This is a genomic window from Achromobacter spanius (assembly GCF_002966795.1).
GTDB classification, from domain to species: domain Bacteria; phylum Pseudomonadota; class Gammaproteobacteria; order Burkholderiales; family Burkholderiaceae_B; genus Achromobacter; species Achromobacter spanius_D.
This window is the reverse complement of record NZ_CP023270.1, coordinates 1,244,296-1,261,092: the sequence shown is the minus strand read 5'-3', so window position 1 is coordinate 1,261,092 and position 16,797 is coordinate 1,244,296. Positions and strand designations below refer to the sequence as shown.

Sequence of the window (16,797 nt, the reverse complement as noted above, 5' to 3'; positions counted from 1 at the left end):
GCGGAGCGTCATTCATGAAAATCTTTTCCGGGTCCCTGGCGACCGAAACGAACACCTTTTCTCCCATCCCGACCGGCCTGGCCTCCTACCGGGCGCGCGGCTACTACCCCGCCGGCCAGCATCCGGACCGCATGCAGATGTTCTCGGGCCCGCTGTGGGCCGCGCGCCAGCGCGCCGCCGGCAAGGACTGGACGCTTATCGAAGGGCTGACGGCGGGCGCAACGCCGGCTGGCGTCACCACCCGCCACGCCTACGAGACGCTGCGCGACGAGCTGCTGGACGACCTGCGCCGCGCGGGCAAGGTCGACATCGCGCTCTTCGGCCTGCACGGCGCCATGGTCGCCGACGGCTACGACGACTGTGAAGGCGACCTGCTGCGCCGCGCGCGGGAGATCGTCGGCCCCGGCACCGTGATCGGCGCCGAACTGGACCCGCACTGCCACCTGACCGATGCGATGGTCGAGAGCGCCGACTTCCTGGTCTGTTTCAAGGAATACCCGCACACCGACATCCTGGAACGCGCGTTCGATCTGGTCGACCTGTGCGTGGCGCGCGCCGAAGGCCGCATCAACCCCACGCGCGCGGTCTACGACTGCGAGATGATTTCCATCATGCACACCAGCCGCGAGCCGATGCGCAGCTTCGTGGACCGCCTGCTCGCGATGGAAGGCAAGGAAGGCGTGCTGTCCGTGTCCATCGCGCACGGCTTTCCGTGGGGCGACACGCCGGACATGGGATCGAAGGTGCTGGTCTATACCGACGGCGACGCCGCGCAGGCCGAGGCGCTGGCGCGCACGCTGGGCGAGGAGATCATCGGCTTCCGCGACCAGCTTGCGCCGCCCTACCCCGGCGCGGACGAAGCGCTGGACCAGGCGCTGGCGCACAAGGAATTCCCCGTCGTGCTGGCCGACTCGGCGGACAACGCCGGCGGCGGCGCGCCCAGCGACTCCACCTTCATCCTGGAACGCGTGCTGGCGCGCGGCATCACCGACGTGGCCACCGGCCCGTTCTGGGATCCGGTTGCCGTGCAGCTGTGCTTTGAGGCCGGTGAAGGCGCGCAGATCAAGCTGCGCATCGGCGGCAAAGTGGCGCCGGTGTCCGGCCAGCCGCTGGACCTGGACTGCGAGATCCTGGCGCTCAAGCGCGACGCCGTCATGACCGGGCTGGCGGGCACGCCCGCGCTGCTGGGCGACGTGGCCGTCGTGCGGACCCGCGGCGTCACCCTCGTCATGACCACCCTGCGCACCCAGGCCATGGGCACGGACCTCTTCACGCAGTTCGGCGTGGACCTGGCCGCGATGAAACTCATCATCGTGAAGTCGTCGCAGCACTTCTACGCCTCGTACTCGAAGGTGGGCCGCCACGTCATCTACGTCGAGACGCCGGGCGCCATCACGAATGACCTCAACACGCTGCCGTTCGTGAAGCGCAAGCTGCCGAAATGGCCGTTCAAGGCCTGAGGCCGGGGCCCAGGACCAACCACCATTGCTGCCCATGACGGGCAGACCAGAATCAACAAGGGGAAATCCATGATCAGACGTTTCAGCCTGCTGGGAGCCGCCGCGCTCCTGGCCATGAGCGCCGCGACCGGCGCGCTCGCCCAGACCAAGACGCTGCGGCTGGTGCCGCACGCGGACCTGAAGACGCTGGACCCGCTCTTCAACACCGCCTACATCACGCGCAACCACGGCTACATGGTGTTCGACACCCTGTTCGCCCAGGACAGCAAGGGCCAGGTCAAACCGCAGATGGTGGATACCTGGACCACGTCCGAAGACGGCAAGACCTGGACCTTCACGCTGCGTCCCGGCCTGAAGTTCAACGACGGTACGCCGGTGACGGCCGAGGACTGCATCGCGTCGATCCAGCGCTGGGCAAAGAAGGACACGCTCGGCCAGGCCATGATGGCGGCCGGCGCTGAATTCGCCGCCACCAACGAGAACACGTTCACGCTGACGCTGAAGGAGCCCTTTGGCCTGGTGCTGGACGCGCTGTCCAAGCCCTCGGGCATGCCGCCCTTCATCATGCCCAAGCGGCTGGCCGCCACCGATCCGAACACCCAGGTCACCGAAATGGTCGGCTCGGGCCCGTTCCTCTTCAAGCGCGATGAATGGGTGCCCGGCAACAAGGTCGTCTACGTGAAGAACCCGGCCTACGTGCCGCGCTCCGAAGCGCCGGACGGCCTGGCGGGCGGCAAGAACGTCAAGGTGGACCGCGTGGAGTGGATCTACATCCCCGACGGCAACACCTCGACGGCCGCCCTGATGAACGGCGAGGTCGACATGATCGAACAGGTCACGCCCGACTTCCTGCCGGTGCTGGAAACCAATCCGGACATCACGCTGAGCACCTCGGTTGCCTCGCAAGGCATGGTGATCCTGAATTCGCTGCATCCGCCGTTCAACAACCCGCTCGCGCGCCAGGCGGTGTATTACCTGGTCAGCCAGAAGGAAATGCTGACCGCGATGGGCTATCCGGACAAGTACCGCGTGGACTACTGCGCCACGATGTACATCTGCGGTTCGCCCCTGGCGACGGACGCGGGCGCCGCGCCCTACGCCAAGACCGATCCCGCGCGCGCCAAACAGCTGCTGCAGGAAGCCGGCTACAAGGGCGAGAAGGTGGTGCTGCTGTACCCCACCGATCACCTGAGCGCCCCCGCCGTCATGGTGCTGGCCCAGAACCTGAAGAAGGCTGGCGTGAACGTGGACCTGCAATCGATGGACTGGGCCTCGCTGGCCGGCCGCCGCCTGAAGAAGGATCCGCCCGCCCAAGGCGGCTGGAACATCTTCCTGACCTGGGGCGGCTACTTCGACGCCAGCACGCCGGTGACCAACCCCTGGCTGTCCGCCGCCTGCGGCAACAGCCTGCCGGGCTGGCCGTGCGACAAGGAACTGGACACCCTGCGCACCAGCTGGATCCGCGAGACCGACGCCGCCAAGCGCAAGGACCTTGCCGCGCAGATCCAGGCGCGCGCCTACCAGACGGTGCCGTACGTGATGTGGGGCGAGTTCAAACCCGTCTTCGCGGTGCGCGGCTTGAAGCAGACCGATCTGATCAAGTCCGGCATTCCGGTGATGTGGAACATCGAGAAACCGTAAGGCAGACGCCGGGCGCCGCGCGCGCCCGGCCGCAAGCCGGGGGGAATCCAGCGTGAAATTCATCCTGCGCCGCATCGCGGCCGTCATACCCGTCATGGCCGTCGTGGCCGTCGTGGTCTTCCTGCTGATACACCTGTCGCCGGGCGATCCCGCGGCAGTGATCGCGGGCGACAACGCCACCGCCGACGACGTCGAAAAAATCCGGCAGAACCTGGGGCTGGACAAGCCGCTCCTGCAGCAGTTCGTCATCTGGATCAGCCATATCGCCGTGGGCGACCTGGGCACCTCGATGTCCACGCAGATGCCCGTGTCGCAGCTCATCGCCCAGCGCATGGGCCCGACGATCTCGATCGCGCTCTTCACGATGCTGTTTGCCGTGCTGGCGGCGATTCCGCTGGGCGTGCTGGCCGCCTGGAACGCCGGCAAGTGGCTGGACAGGCTGGTGATGGTGGGCGCGGTCTGTGCGTTCTCGGTCCCCGTGTTCCTGATCGGCTACAGCCTCGTGTACGGCTTTTCCATCAAGCTCGGCTGGCTGCCGGTGCAAGGCTACAAGCCGTTGGCCGATGGCCTCGTGCCTTACCTGCGCCACCTGGTGCTGCCCTGTCTGTCGCTGGGCCTGGTCTACATGGCGCTGCTCACCCGCATGACGCGCGCCACCATGCTGGAAGCCTTGTCCGAAGACTACATTCGCACCGCGCGCGCCAAGGGCCTGTCGTCCGGCCCCGTCGTCTGGCATGCGCTGAAGAATGCCGCCAATCCGATCATCACCACGATCGGCGTGGGCGTGGCGCTCCTGATCGGCGGCGTCGTCGTGACCGAGACCGTGTTTGCGATCCCCGGCCTGGGCCGCCTGACCATCGACGCCGTGCTGCGCCACGACTATCCGGTCATCCAGGGCGTGCTGCTGGTGGCCTCGGGCATCTACGTGCTGATCAACCTGGTGGTCGACCTGAGCTACCGGCTCTTCGATCCCCGCATCCGCTACTGAGAAGAGGCAACGCATGAACACGACCACCCTGCCGCTTCCCGCCGCGCGTCCGCGCCTGCGGCGTGCCTTCCGATCCGTGCGCCGCCACCCCATGCTGTATGCGGGCGGCGCCATCCTGCTGGCGCTGGCCGCCATCGCGCTGGCCGCGCCGTGGCTGGCCACCGTCGATCCGCAGGAAATCAATCCGATGGCGCGCATGAAACCGCCGTCGGCCGAGCATCTGTTCGGCACCGATGCGCTGGGCCGCGACGTCTATTCGCGCACCGTCTGGGGCGCGCGCATTTCCCTCCTGGTCGGCATCGTGGTGGCGGTCGTCTCCACCGTGGCCGGCGTGGTGCTGGGCATGATGGCCGGGTACTTTCGCCGCATCGACGCCCTCATCATGCGCATCATGGATGGCCTGATGGCCATCCCGGGCGTGCTGCTGGCCATTGCGCTGATGGCCACGCTGAAAGGCGGACTGGGCACCGTCATCATCGCCATCGTCGTGCCCGAAGTGCCGCGCGTCGTGCGCCTGGTGCGCGCGCTGGTCCTGACCATCCGCGAACAGCCGTACATCGAGGCCGCCGTGTCGGTTGGCACCCGTGTGCCGTCGATCCTGATGCGCCACATCCTGCCCAACCTCTTCGCGCCGCTGATGGTGCAGGCCACGTTCATCGCGGCCTCGGCCATCCTGACCGAAGCGGTGCTCAGCTTCCTGGGCGTGGGCATCCCGCCGCACATTCCGAGCTGGGGCAACATCATGGCCGAAGGCCGCAACTTCGTGGCCGTGGCGTTCCACATCATCCTGTATCCGGGCCTCTTCCTGGGCGTGGCCGTTCTGGCCGTCAACCTGGTCGGCGACGGGCTGCGCGACATGCTCGATCCCCGTCTGGCCAAGAAGCTGTAGGAGCGCACATGCAAACCCAACCCGTCCTGCGCGTGCAAGACCTCACCACCTGTTTCGACGGCGACGACACCACCGTGCTGGCCGTCGACAAGCTCTCGTTCGACCTTCTGCCCGGCGAAACGCTCGGCCTGGTCGGCGAGTCGGGCTGCGGCAAGAGCGTCACCTCGTTGTCCATCATGCGGCTGCTGCGCGCCCCCGGGCGCGTCGCCGGCGGCAGCATCGAATTCGACGGCCGCGACCTGCTGGCGCTGCCCGAGAAATCGATGCGCGCCATCCGCGGCAACCAGATCTCGATGATCTTCCAGGAGCCCATGACGTCGCTGAACCCCGTCATCACGGTGGGCAAGCAGATCAGCGAATCGCTCATGCTGCACCAGGGCCTGTCGCGCCGCGAGGCGCTGGTGCAGGCCGAGGCGCTGCTGGATCTGGTGCAGATCTCCGACCCCGCGCGCCGCGTGCGCGAGTATCCCTACCAGCTGTCCGGCGGCATGCGCCAGCGCGCCATGATCGCCATGGCGCTGGCCTGTCAGCCCAAGGTGCTGATCGCCGACGAGCCCACCACGGCGCTGGACGTCACCATCCAGGCGCAGATCCTGCACCTTCTGCGCGACATCCAGGCGCGGCTTGGCACGGCAATCGTGCTGATCACGCACGACCTGGGCGTGGTCGCGCAGATGTGCCAGCGCGTCATCGTCATGTATGCCGGCCGCAAGGTCGAGGAAGGCAGCGTGGACGATGTGCTGGACCGCCCGCAGCATCCGTACACGCAGGCGCTGATCCGTTCGCTGCCCGACTTCGTCGACGGTCAGGACCACACGGCCCGGCTGGCCGAGCTGCCCGGCATCGTGCCCGTCAGGACGCCCGCGTCGCGCGGCTGCGCCTTTGCGGCGCGCTGCCCGCAGGCGATGCCGCGCTGCTCCGAGGAAGCGCCTTCCGCCACCGACACCGGCGCCCGCCACCGCGTCTGGTGCTGGGCGCGCCAGGACGCCCCCGCGCCCGCCGCCCTGACCGCCTGAGACCCGCCATGAACCTGCACGACATTCCGCTCACGTCTTCCGCGCCCGCGGCCACCGCGGTGCCCATGCTGGAAGTCATCGGCCTGAAAAAACACTTTCCCGTGGACAGCGGGCGCGGCGCCAAGGTGCTGCGCGCGGTCGACGGCATCTCGCTGTCGGTGCCGCGCGGACAGACGCTCAGCCTCGTCGGCGAGTCCGGCTGCGGCAAGTCCACCACCGGCAAGTGCCTGATCCGCCTGACCGACCCCACCGAGGGCCGCATCCTGCTCGAAGGCGAGGACCTCGCCAAGATGAACAGCGGCCAGTTGCGCGCCATGCGCCGCCGCATGCAGTTCATCTTTCAGGATCCGTTTTCGTCGATGAACCCGCGCATGCGCGTGCGCGACATCATCGGCGAGCCGCTGCGCAATTTCGGCCATGGCCGCGAGGCCATCCGCGAGCGCGTGGCGCAGTTGCTGGCCCGCGTCAGCCTGCGGCCCGATGCCGCCGACAAGTATCCGCACGAGTTCTCGGGCGGCCAGCGCCAGCGCATCGTGATTGCGCGCGCCCTGGCGCTGGATCCGGGCCTCATCGTCTGCGATGAGCCGGTGTCGGCGCTGGACGTGTCGGTGCAGGCGCAGGTCATCAACCTGCTGATGGACCTGCAGCGCGACCTGGGCCTGACCTACGTGTTCATCTCGCACGACCTGAGCGTCGTGCGACACATCAGCCACCGCGTGGCCGTGATGTACCTGGGCAAGATCGTCGAGATCGGCACGCGCGACGCGATCTTCGACCGCCCGGCCCACCCCTACACCCGCGCACTGCTGGCCGCCGTGCCGTCCGCGCGCCAGGGAGAGCGCAATCCCGTCGAGGTCCTGAAGGGCGAAATCCCCAGCCCGCTGTCGCCCCCGTCGGGATGCGCGTTCCGTACCCGTTGTCCGATGGCGCAGCCGCGCTGCGCCGAAGAAGCGCCCCAACCCCGCCAGATCGCCGCCGAACAGCAGGTCGCCTGCCACTTTGCCTGATCCTCGCATTGCCTGATCTTCACATTGCCTGATCCCATTCAGCCGGAGAACCGCATGTCCCAGCCCGACGCCACCCCGTTTGACTACATCCTTGCTGGCGGCACCGTCATCGACGGCACCAACGCCCCCGGCCAGCGCGCCGACGTGGGCGTGCGCGGCGACCGCATCGCCGCCGTGGGCGACCTGTCCGGCAGCGCCGCGCAATGCCGAATCGACGTGACGGGCAAGGTGGTGGCGCCCGGCTTCATCGACTCGCACACGCACGACGACAATTACCTGCTCAAGCGCCGCGACATGACGCCCAAGATCTCGCAGGGCGTCACCACCGTCGTCACGGGCAACTGCGGCATCAGCCTGGCGCCGCTGGCTCACGCCCACGCCAGCCCGCCCGCGCCGCTGGACCTGCTGGACGAAGGCGGCTCGTACCGCTTCGAACGGTTCTCCGATTACCTGGACGCGCTGCGCGCCACGCCCGCCGCCGTCAACGCCGCCTGCATGGTCGGCCACTCAACGCTGCGCGCCGCCGTCATGTCCGACCTGCAGCGCGCTGCCACGAACGATGAAGTGCAGGCCATGCAGACGCTGGCCGACGATGCGCTGGCCAGCGGCGCCATCGGCATCTCCACCGGCACGTTCTATCCGCCGGCCGCCCAGGCCACCACCGAGGAAATCATCGAGGTCTGCCGCCCGCTCAACACGCACGGCGGCATCTACGCCACCCACATGCGCGACGAGGGCGAACACATCGTCGCGGCCCTGGAAGAGACCTTTCGCATCGGCCGCGAACTGGACGTGCCGGTCGTGATCTCGCATCACAAGGTCATGGGCCAGCCCAACTTCGGCCGCTCCGCCGAGACCCTGCCGCTGATCGAGGCCGCGATGGCAAAGCAGGACGTCTCGCTGGACGCTTACCCCTACGTCGCCGGCTCCACCATGCTCAAGCAGGACCGCGTGCTGCTGGCCGGCCGGACCATCATCACCTGGTGCAAGCCCTTTCCCGAACTCAGCGGCCGCGACCTGGACGAGATCGCCGCCGAACGCGGCAAGTCCAAATTCGACGTGGTGCCCGAGCTGCAACCGGCCGGCGCCATCTATTTCATGATGGACGAGCCCGACGTACAGCGCATCCTGAAGTTCGGCCCCACCATGATCGGCTCGGACGGCCTGCCCCACGACGAACGCCCGCATCCCCGCCTGTGGGGCACGTTCCCGCGCGTGCTGGGCCACTACTCCCGCGACCTGGGCCTCTTCCCGCTGGAAACCGCCGTGTGGAAGATGACCGGCCTGACCGCCGCCAAGTTCGGCCTGGCCGAACGCGGACAGGTGCAGCCCGGCTACTTCGCCGACCTCGTGGTCTTCGACCCGGCAACCGTGGCCGACGCCGCCACCTTCGAACGCCCCACCGAACGCGCGGCCGGCATCCACTCGGTCTATGTCAACGGCGCGCCCGTCTGGCAGGACCAGGCCTTCACCGGCCAGCACGCCGGCCGCGTCCTCGCCCGGAGCGCCACATGACCGCCCGCAAGCTTCACCTTGCCGTCGCGCAGCTTGGCCCTGTCCAGCGCAGCGACACCCGGGTTCAGGTCGTGCGCCGGCTCATCGACCTGCTGGAAGACGCCCACAGCCGCGGCGCGGCCTGGGTCACGTTTCCGGAACTGGCGCTGACCACGTTCTTTCCGCGCTGGTCCATCGACGATCCCGCCGAGGTGCAGGCGTTTTTTGAAGCCGAGATGCCGGGGCCATTGACCCGCCCGCTATTCGACGCCGCCCGCGACAAGGGCATCGGCTTCTATCTGGGCTACGCCGAGCTGGCGGACGGCGTGCAATACAACACCAGTATCCTGGTCGGGCGCGACGGGCAAATCGTGGGCAAGTACCGCAAGATCCACATCCCCGGCGACGCGCAAGCCGTCGACGGCGCGCCCCTGCAGCACCTGGAAAAAAAGTACTTCGCCGTCGGCGACCTGGGATTTCCGGTATGGCAGACCCCGGACGCCGCCATCGGCATGTGCATCTGCAACGACCGGCGCTGGCCCGAAACGTTTCGCGTCATGGGCCTGCAGGGTGTGGAGGTCGTCATGGCGGGCTACAACACCCCGTCCGGCTACGTGCAATGGAACGAGCCGATCCACCTGCGCATGCACCACCACCTGCTGTCGCTGCAGGCCGGCGCCTACCAGAACGCCTGCTGGGTGGCCGCCGCGGCCAAGGCCGGCGTCGAGGAAGGCAACCCCATGATCGGCGGATCGTGCATCGTCGCGCCCACCGGAGAAATCATGGTGCGCACCTTTTCCGAGGACGACGAGGTCATCAATTTCGTCTGCGACCTGTCGGTGTCGGATCACTACCGCGCCAACATCTTCAACTTCGCCGCCCACCGCCGGCCCGAGCACTACAGGATGATCGTCGAACGCACCGGCGCCCAGCCCCCCGCCTGACCCGGCCAACCCCTTACAATCCGGCTACACGCGGCGGGGCTTGCGGGCCCTGCCCCAGCCCTCAACCCTCAAAGCCAGACCGCTACATGGCCCCAACCGGCAACACATCCCCGCCCGAAATCGTGGGCAAGGAAGAAATGGGCGCCCGCCTGCGCGCCGAGCGCAAGGCCAGGAAGATGACCTTGCAGGCGCTGTCCAAGGCCAGCGGCATCGCGGTATCGACCTTATCGAAGGCCGAACTCGGCCAGATCGCCCTCAGCTACGAAAAATTCGCCGCCCTGGCCCGCGCGCTCGACATCGACATGACGCGCCTGTTCATGCTGCGCGACGCCGCACAGGCCGCGGTCGCCCCCACCTTCGTCAAGAACCGGCTCAGCGACGCCCGCGACTACATCACCGAGAACTACCACTACCGCCTGCTGATGGGCGAATACCCCGGCAAGAAGATGCTGCCGATGGTCGCCATGATCGATTCGCGCAAGGTCGTGGAGTTTGAAGACTACATCCGCCATCCGGGGCAGGAGTTCGTCGTGGTTTTGTCGGGAAAGGTGCGAATCCAGTTCGAAAACGGCGACAGCGTCGTGCTGAACCGGCTGGAATCGGCGTACTTCGACAGCAGCGTCGGCCACGTGTATCTGTCATTGAGCAGAAAGCCGGCAGAGGTGCTGGCGGTGTGCAGCGATATGGAGGATGTGCCGGAGCGGTTGAAGGGCTGAGCGCTAACGCCTAGTGCCGGCGCTCGCTCGCGGCCAGGAGCTTCCTGGCCATCGTGTCGTATCTGCGCAGAATGCGCCGGCCGTTCAGCGCCTTGCTCCAGGAATACACGGGAATGAGCTGCTTGGAGCCGTATCCGTCGACCAGATAAAGGCCTTCGCGCCCTTCGGCATTGATGCCCACGACGATGTTGCTGGCGCTGACGTCGTTGAACACCACGTGCGCGTCGATCAGCGCCATGATGAATTCGTGCAGGCGATAGCGCAGTTCCGGCGAAAACCCCTGCCGTGCCACCACTTCCTTCAGCGTCGGCGCCAGGTTGCCGTGCACGTCGACGATGCGTTCCACCACCTGGCCCAAGCCCTTCGAGGTCAACACCAAGCCAAAGATGCGCGCCATCAGCACATTGCCCCCACGCGCGCCCTGCTGGGCCGTGGTGGCGATGTATTCGACGGCTTCCATGATGAACACACGATGCGAGGCGTCACGCCGGAAACGTTTGTACCAGGGGCGTTTACGGTCGGCCTGGCTGCGGCGCACGCCATTGACGATCTTGATCAGCAGCGAGCTGTCGGCCGGGTGCAGATACACGTCGCGCTCGCTGCCCGCCGCGGCGATTGAGAGGGGTTTCAGGTCCAGGACCTCGAAAGGGCTGGCCGCATTCGCGGCAGAAAACGTCATGCGGGGCAGGACGTTCAGACCATTTGATAGTGAGGCCACTTTGGCAATATCGCGCCTGATGGACGCATTTGGCATGGAGATCTCATGAGACGACTGCTGCATCGTCCCGTATATAACGTATGGAGATAGAGCGACGAACCCTTCGACTGGATGAACGGTTACAGATGGCGCGCGCGGGTGGCCATATGGTATGCGCGCATCTGCTGCGGCACAAGCGCGCGGAGGGCCGGCCGGCCGTGCGGAGATCATAAGGAAAGTGCGCGGTTCCTGGTCGCCGCAGCGCACGGGGCGCTTATTCCTAATATGGAAATGTGTTTTCCATGGCGATCCGGATGCACAACCCCGGGTTTATCCGGGGTCCGACCACGGCTGGCGAATCAGAGCACAAGCACCACCGGCTCCATCGAGAAGCCGATGTGCAGCGTCTGCAGTGATACTGCCATCCGGCTCAATTATTGAGAAACACGTTCGCGCGATCCGGAGCCTGGGGTTTCGCAGCAGCAGCCGGAGCCCGCTTGGGAGCTGCCTTGCCGGCCGCCGGCGCATGGGCCTTCTTGTCGGTCTTGCGTACGATGTAGCTGCCGCCTTCGCTCAAGGTGCCAGACGCCATTTTCAGGAAAGAGAACTTCGGTTTGACGTCCGTCACCCGCCCCAGCCCCACTTCGGTTTCCATGGAGCCCAAGGATTCCCCACTCTGCGGATCACGCAGTTCTTCGCCCACGAGAAAGACCGCGTAAGTGTCGCCGGCTGCGATACCGCCTTCGCCCCGATTGATGATGGCGGTATCGCCCATGACCTTGATCACCTGCATTGGATAGATCGCGTCAACCATGCGCGCAACAAGCTTATCGGCAGCGCCGCCAATCAACTTGTTCAGGGTATCGGCGCCTACACTCGTGGCGCCGGGATAGTTGCCGCTGAACTTCTCCGACCCCGACCATTTGATCTTGCGCGATGAGAATTCGATCACCTGCAACTGCAACGCGCCGCTTGCAGCGCTGTTCACCAGAACCTCGCCAGTCATGGCAATGGTTTCACGCCGATTATTGCTGACGCCAAGACTCTGCAGCTGCGCGACCACAAGATAATCGGCGCCGCTGGCCTGCGACAGGCGGGCCACTTCGGGATTGGCCGCCGCGTCGCCCAGGATGAATTCCTTCTCATCCTGAAAGAGCCTGTCGTTTTCCCGATTCAGCACATCGAAACGACGCGTACCCACCAGCGATTCGCCCACGGTCTGGATCAACTGAGAGCGAAACTGCTTGCTGTTGCTGACGACGACGGCACTGCGGCGATCGCTGTCGGCGCCAAGGCGCTGATACTTCGCATAGCGCAGCGTCACGCTGGCTTCCCAGCCGCGGCCGGGAAATTCAGCTACGTTGTTGACGTCATAGCCAAGTATCGGAGCATTCTGCGGCGTGTTGAGCGTCTGCTGAATGTTCTTGTTCAAGGCACTGAGCACGGTGGAGTGATTTTCGTTGTCCACGGACGTGTCGGCGGACATCGACTGCGTTGCAAACTGCGCCGACAGGCGTACGCCAAACGCCTGCCCCGCCGCGCTGACCAGGGCAGCCTGGATGGCCTCCTCGCGGCTCATGCCCTGGCCATCGGCAGTCACGGAAGCTTGCGTGACTTGCGCGCTGGCTGTGGGCATCAGCCCCAGGCACATGGCCAACGAAACCAGCAGGTATGAGAAAACGGCTTTCATGCGGTGATCCTGTAGAGGCGATCAAACGCCGTTAGAAGTCATGCTTGCTGTTGATGGCCTTGGACGAGCGGTTCTGGTCGGTGGCCGTAGACGTTGCGCCGTTCTGCTGCGCGCCGTTGCTTTGGCCCCGCCTCTGCGCGTCAATGGCGTTGGCGTTATCCAGTTGCCCGTACGTCCAAGCCACCACGGTGCCTACATGTTCGACGCCGTTGTCGTCCTGGGTGGCCCAACGCTTGAGGACGCTGGTGCCGCGCAACTCTCCGCTTGCCGTCGCGGTGCCGTTACTCGACCACTTCTGCAGGGTTTCGGCAACATGCTCCTTGGTCTGCTGGCTCTGGCCAACCTTGCCGTTCTGGATTTCGGTAACCTGGCGGGCCAGGTCTTCGTTGACGTCACCCGTTTCCGTACTTTCGGAAATCCGAATGTTGTTGTTCATGAACGCGACAATGTTCGACTCGGCCACGGATTGGGCAATATCCTGAGCCGACTTCTTGGCCCGGATCGCGCGCGACGCACTCCAGCTCGGGTCCATCGGCACGGACGCACGGCCATAGGAAAGCAACATGGGCCGCCCGGCCTCGTCGTAGGTGAATCGCAGGCCGATCTCGTTCAGATACCCCTTTTGATTGGCGGGCAGGAGATCCTTGAGCGCCTTGGGGCTCCCTTTCACCAGCGTCGGACGCTTGCGCGCGATGTCCTGCGCAAATTGCCGGGTCTTCTCGGACTGGACCGCGATGACCGCAACTATCATGGCCTTCTTGCCATTCTCCGTCTGCGAGAAGATGCGGGTCTGCACCGGCACCAGACCCTGCATGTTCTGGTAAGCCGACTTCGTTACGCTCTTGCTCAGATTGTCCTTGAACAGGGTTTTTTTCTGTTCCACGGTCATCTTCTTCACGTCTTCCGCCGGGACGCCTTCCTCGACCAACGCGTTATCGAGCTTCTTGTCCAGCAGCGTCAGCGCCTTGTCCACCAAGGCTTCCAATCGGCCGCCGCCCGCTTTTACCGCAGCCTCAAGCTCCACCGGGTCGAAGACGTCCTTGTTGCTGGACTGGTCCTCAAAGCGCGTCAGGATCATCTGAGTCGTCAGGCGGCCATAGGTCGACAGGATGTAATCGGCCTGCATGTCGAACATCGCGCGCTCGTAGGCCAGGGCCAACTGCGTGCCGTAGTGCGGATTGGCCGCACTGTCGGCCGACAGCGGCGCAAAGCCGGCATAGAAAACTCGTCCGTCCTGGGCTTGGCCCATGCCCTGGCCGAACTGCTCTTCGAATTCGGCAACCCAGTCTTCATAGCTTTGAACCGGCTCGTCGCCCATGGCGTCGGCGCCCGTGGCCTTTTCGAGTACCGCCTCCGGCGCCTGGCCAGGCACGGGAGTTACGGTCTGTGCGGCCGCGGCGGGTTGTGCGGCGGGTTGTGCGGCGGACTGCGCGGCGGCTTGCGCCATCGCGGCCTGCATCGGCGCCCCGGCTGCCGTGAGCAGGGACAAGGCGAGAACGATCGGAGTGAATTTGGACATGTCGCGTGCCTCTTACCAAGCAAAATTCTGATTCGGTCCCAGCTTCTCGATGGGAATCAGGGATTGGAAGATTTCCAGACCGGTATCACGCTCAACCACGCGGAAGTCGAATTCATACTCCAACTGCTGCTGCTTCTGCGCACCGTCGACAACCGTGCGCTGACGGATCGCTCCACCCATTTCCAGGTCGGACGCCACGACGGTGCCGTTACGTGCAACCGTCTTCTGGTTGAACATCTTGGATTTGCTGAGTTGACGCGAATCCTTTACGAAATCTGTGCGTTCGGCGCCGGTCGCGCCGGTGAAGATGAATTGGCCGGTCTTCGTCAGGGCAATCTTCATGCGCGAGGTCATGCTGGCCGTGTCGATGCGGAACGTCGTGTCGTTGACCACTTCGCCCATCTGCACCACCCAGCGTCCGCCGCCCGGCTTCTTGGCGTAAGGCGACTCCAGGAACTCCTGGACCGCCTTTTTGGACGCGTATTCAAAATCGGTGTTCTGAAGGCCGAACGACACCATTCCCGCCTGACCGGTGCGGCTGAGATCGCCATTCGGGTTGCTGGAAACCACTGCCATGTTCTGGCAGCCCGCCAGGGACAGCGCCACGAGGGCGATGAGAGATGCTTTTTTCATGGATGATTGATGCTTAGTTTTCAACGTATATGCGCACGGTGGCGCGCGTAGCCAGGGGATCCATGGCCGTGGACTGGATGATTTCCTGACGCCGAGGGTCCAATGCCAGACCGTCAATGACGCGGGAGCCATTGACGACGCGACGCCCGCAGTCGTCAAACCACTGGACCTCGTAGCGGACGCGCAGGATGACGCCGAAGGGCTTGGGATCGCGCGCATTGCGGACAGAGAACTGCACCGCTTTCATGCCGTTGCGCAGATCGATCAGCGCGGCGCCTTCCACTGCCGCGCCCTCGCGGCTGGCTTCGTCCTCGACCTGGAGGGCGGATTCGGGCGCCAGGGTCATGTCGCAGGTGACGACGCGTGGCGCCGCCAGGGGAACCCGTGTCTCCGCGTGCGCCGCGCTTGCAAGTCCCATTACCAGGACGGCGGCCAAACTTCGGCAGAACGGCGTCATGTCAGAGACCGCCAGCAACTTGCACCGGCGCGGCGGCTTGGGTAACAGGGCCCTGTGCCGGGAGCGGCTGCACGTAGACCGCCGGCTTGCCCGCCGTGCCGGACGCTTTCACCAGCACCAGCGTGTTGACGTCTTCCTGCAGCGGGATCTGTGCAACGGGTGCACCCTGCGCAGCACCGGTCAATGTCAGCACGCCATCTTTCGGACGATCGACCACCACCATTTGCAGCGTGTCGGGCAGATTCGCCCAGGCGCGGACATCGGCTTTCGTCAGGGCGTACTGCACAGCCCCGGTTCCCAGCTTCAGCAGCCCACCCACCAGCGGATCCATCTTTTGCTTGTCGATCTGGTTGTTCAAGGCGGCCTGGGCCGTGGTCTTCAGAACAGTGGAAATCACAGCCTTGGCCACGACACCCTTGTAGCCCGCATCGAACTCCAATCCCGCCACTTCGTTCAGGTCGGTCAGGACAGCAGTTTCCTGTTGCGCCTTGCCTACGCCCACCTTCAGGCTGCCGTAGGCGGCCTGGCCCCGGACAAACTGGGGCAATGCGATGCCACTGTAGGTGACCTTGTCGCTGACGATGAACAAGGGCAAGTCGATGCGAAACTCCTTGAAGCCGGGACCGACACCGTCCTCGTAAAGCACGATGACCTTGTTCTTCAACAAACCCTTGCCCTGCCGCAGCTCGCGGCTCAGATAGGCAAGGACCGCGTTGCCGCCGCGCGTGGCGCTGGCGGCGTTGGCGCTCTTCAACATGTCCCGGGACAGGTTCGAGCGCTTGTCACCCGCCGACGACGACGTCGCACGGAAAACGGCGCTCATGGCGTCACCGGCCGACAGGCGGATCTTGGATGAGACCAATCCGGCGGGCAGATCTTTAACGCCATCCGCAATCTTGGGTCCGACTTCGCCCAGGCTCTTCTTGGCGCCCTCGCTCTTTTCGTCCGCCAGTCCGGATTTCACGGATGCATTGACGGTATCGGCATAAGCCTTCAGTTGGGTCTGTGCGTTACCTTGACGGACCTGCAGGCGATTGAAGTCCACCCGCGCATTGCTCTCGTCACCCAGCATCAGATGATTGATGGCCTGGTAATAATCGACCAGGGAGCCCTGATAGATCTTGCCCTGATAGGCGCCAAATGCACTGCTGGTCAGCGTTGTCCCAACCAGGTTGGCGACTTCGGCCGGCGTCTCAACGGTGTCTTCCTTCCAGTTGAGCTGCGCGGCGGCGGCGTTGAAGGCATCGCGACTCAGCGCCCACATGCCGGCGTCGTTGAAAGCCTTGCCGGCCTCCAGGGCGTCCAGCAGGCTCGTCGGGTCATAGATCGGTTGGCCTTTTGCATCCAGGTACTGTGCGGCATAAGCCTGATAGTCGGACGCGACCAGATGGCTGGCGGCATCCTTATCACTTACGGTCCGTGTACCTGCACAGCCTGCCAATACCGCGACGCTCGCACAGAGCATCCCTTTTCCAACCCAACCCATGCCCCGCATCATGCTCTCCTTGTAGTGACTTTATATACTTGGTTACATAGATCGACCGGGATGGTAACACATGGTTATTTTTGAGCACATTTGAAAGGTTCTCGTTTCCTTTCTGTGACAACTTGTTTGGATTGCGGGCGACTCGCCTTATCGCACGCAA

The 16,797-nt window shown here is 64.9% G+C and carries 15 protein-coding genes; 9 read left to right on the top strand and 6 right to left on the bottom strand.

Features of this window, described 5'->3' with window-relative positions:
* Window positions 1-14 precede the first annotated feature (14 nt).
* The 9 genes from CLM73_RS05640 to CLM73_RS05600 all read left to right on the top strand — a co-directional run bounded on the left by CLM73_RS05640 (window position 15) and on the right by CLM73_RS05600 (window position 10,155).
* Window positions 15-1,460, top strand: a complete 1,446-nt coding sequence (locus CLM73_RS05640) for a M81 family metallopeptidase (RefSeq protein ID WP_105237661.1) — start codon at window positions 15-17, stop codon at window positions 1,458-1,460.
* A gap of 69 nt (window positions 1,461-1,529) precedes the next feature.
* A complete protein-coding gene (locus tag CLM73_RS05635) occupies window positions 1,530-3,101 on the top strand; it encodes an ABC transporter substrate-binding protein (protein ID WP_105237660.1) in 1,572 nt (523 codons plus the stop codon).
* A gap of 52 nt (window positions 3,102-3,153) precedes the next feature.
* On the top strand, window positions 3,154-4,089 hold the full coding sequence (locus tag CLM73_RS05630; RefSeq protein WP_105237659.1) for an ABC transporter permease: 936 nt from the start codon (window positions 3,154-3,156) through the stop codon (window positions 4,087-4,089).
* 13 nt (window positions 4,090-4,102) lie between these two features.
* On the top strand, window positions 4,103-4,978 hold the full coding sequence (locus CLM73_RS05625; RefSeq protein ID WP_056568451.1) for an ABC transporter permease: 876 nt from the start codon (window positions 4,103-4,105) through the stop codon (window positions 4,976-4,978).
* 8 nt (window positions 4,979-4,986) lie between these two features.
* The gene (locus tag CLM73_RS05620) at window positions 4,987-5,994 is read left to right on the top strand and encodes an ABC transporter ATP-binding protein (RefSeq protein WP_105237658.1); all 1,008 of its coding nucleotides are present in this window, start codon (window positions 4,987-4,989) and stop codon (window positions 5,992-5,994) included.
* Window positions 5,995-6,002: 8 nt separating this feature from the next.
* Entirely contained in the window at window positions 6,003-7,001 is a 999-nt protein-coding gene (locus tag CLM73_RS05615; protein ID WP_105237657.1) for an ABC transporter ATP-binding protein, read from the top strand.
* A gap of 54 nt (window positions 7,002-7,055) precedes the next feature.
* The gene (locus tag CLM73_RS05610; protein WP_105237656.1) at window positions 7,056-8,516 is read left to right on the top strand and encodes an N-acyl-D-amino-acid deacylase family protein; all 1,461 of its coding nucleotides are present in this window, start codon (window positions 7,056-7,058) and stop codon (window positions 8,514-8,516) included.
* Complete coding sequence (locus CLM73_RS05605) at window positions 8,513-9,439, top strand: N-carbamoyl-D-amino-acid hydrolase (protein WP_105237655.1); 927 nt, start codon at window positions 8,513-8,515, stop codon at window positions 9,437-9,439. Before CLM73_RS05610 ends, CLM73_RS05605 begins: the two co-directional genes overlap by 4 nt.
* Before the next feature lie 86 nt (window positions 9,440-9,525).
* Window positions 9,526-10,155 carry a helix-turn-helix domain-containing protein gene (locus CLM73_RS05600; protein ID WP_105237654.1) on the top strand — a complete coding sequence of 210 codons (630 nt, stop codon included), beginning with the start codon at window positions 9,526-9,528 and terminating at the stop codon, window positions 10,153-10,155.
* Window positions 10,156-10,165: 10 nt separating this feature from the next.
* Here the strand turns inward: CLM73_RS05600 and CLM73_RS05595 are convergent, their stop codons facing one another.
* The 6 genes from CLM73_RS05595 to CLM73_RS05575 all read right to left on the bottom strand — a co-directional run bounded on the left by CLM73_RS05595 (window position 10,166) and on the right by CLM73_RS05575 (window position 16,649).
* Window positions 10,166-10,834: a YrbL family protein gene (locus CLM73_RS05595; RefSeq protein ID WP_105237653.1), complete on the bottom strand. Its 669-nt coding sequence runs from the start codon at window positions 10,832-10,834 to the stop codon at window positions 10,166-10,168.
* A gap of 448 nt (window positions 10,835-11,282) precedes the next feature.
* Entirely contained in the window at window positions 11,283-12,542 is a 1,260-nt protein-coding gene (locus CLM73_RS05590; protein WP_105237652.1) for a hypothetical protein, read from the bottom strand.
* 31 nt (window positions 12,543-12,573) lie between these two features.
* Window positions 12,574-14,061 carry a DUF6844 domain-containing protein gene (locus CLM73_RS05585; protein WP_105237651.1) on the bottom strand — a complete coding sequence of 496 codons (1,488 nt, stop codon included), beginning with the start codon at window positions 14,059-14,061 and terminating at the stop codon, window positions 12,574-12,576.
* Window positions 14,062-14,073: 12 nt separating this feature from the next.
* Window positions 14,074-14,718 carry a penicillin-binding protein activator LpoB gene (locus CLM73_RS05580; protein ID WP_158685829.1) on the bottom strand — a complete coding sequence of 215 codons (645 nt, stop codon included), beginning with the start codon at window positions 14,716-14,718 and terminating at the stop codon, window positions 14,074-14,076.
* Window positions 14,708-15,112, bottom strand: a complete 405-nt coding sequence (locus CLM73_RS28835; protein ID WP_158685828.1) for a hypothetical protein — start codon at window positions 15,110-15,112, stop codon at window positions 14,708-14,710. Before CLM73_RS28835 ends, CLM73_RS05580 begins: the two co-directional genes overlap by 11 nt.
* Window positions 15,113-15,152: 40 nt before the next feature.
* Window positions 15,153-16,649: a hypothetical protein gene (locus CLM73_RS05575; protein ID WP_158685827.1), complete on the bottom strand. Its 1,497-nt coding sequence runs from the start codon at window positions 16,647-16,649 to the stop codon at window positions 15,153-15,155.
* Window positions 16,650-16,797 lie beyond the last annotated feature (148 nt).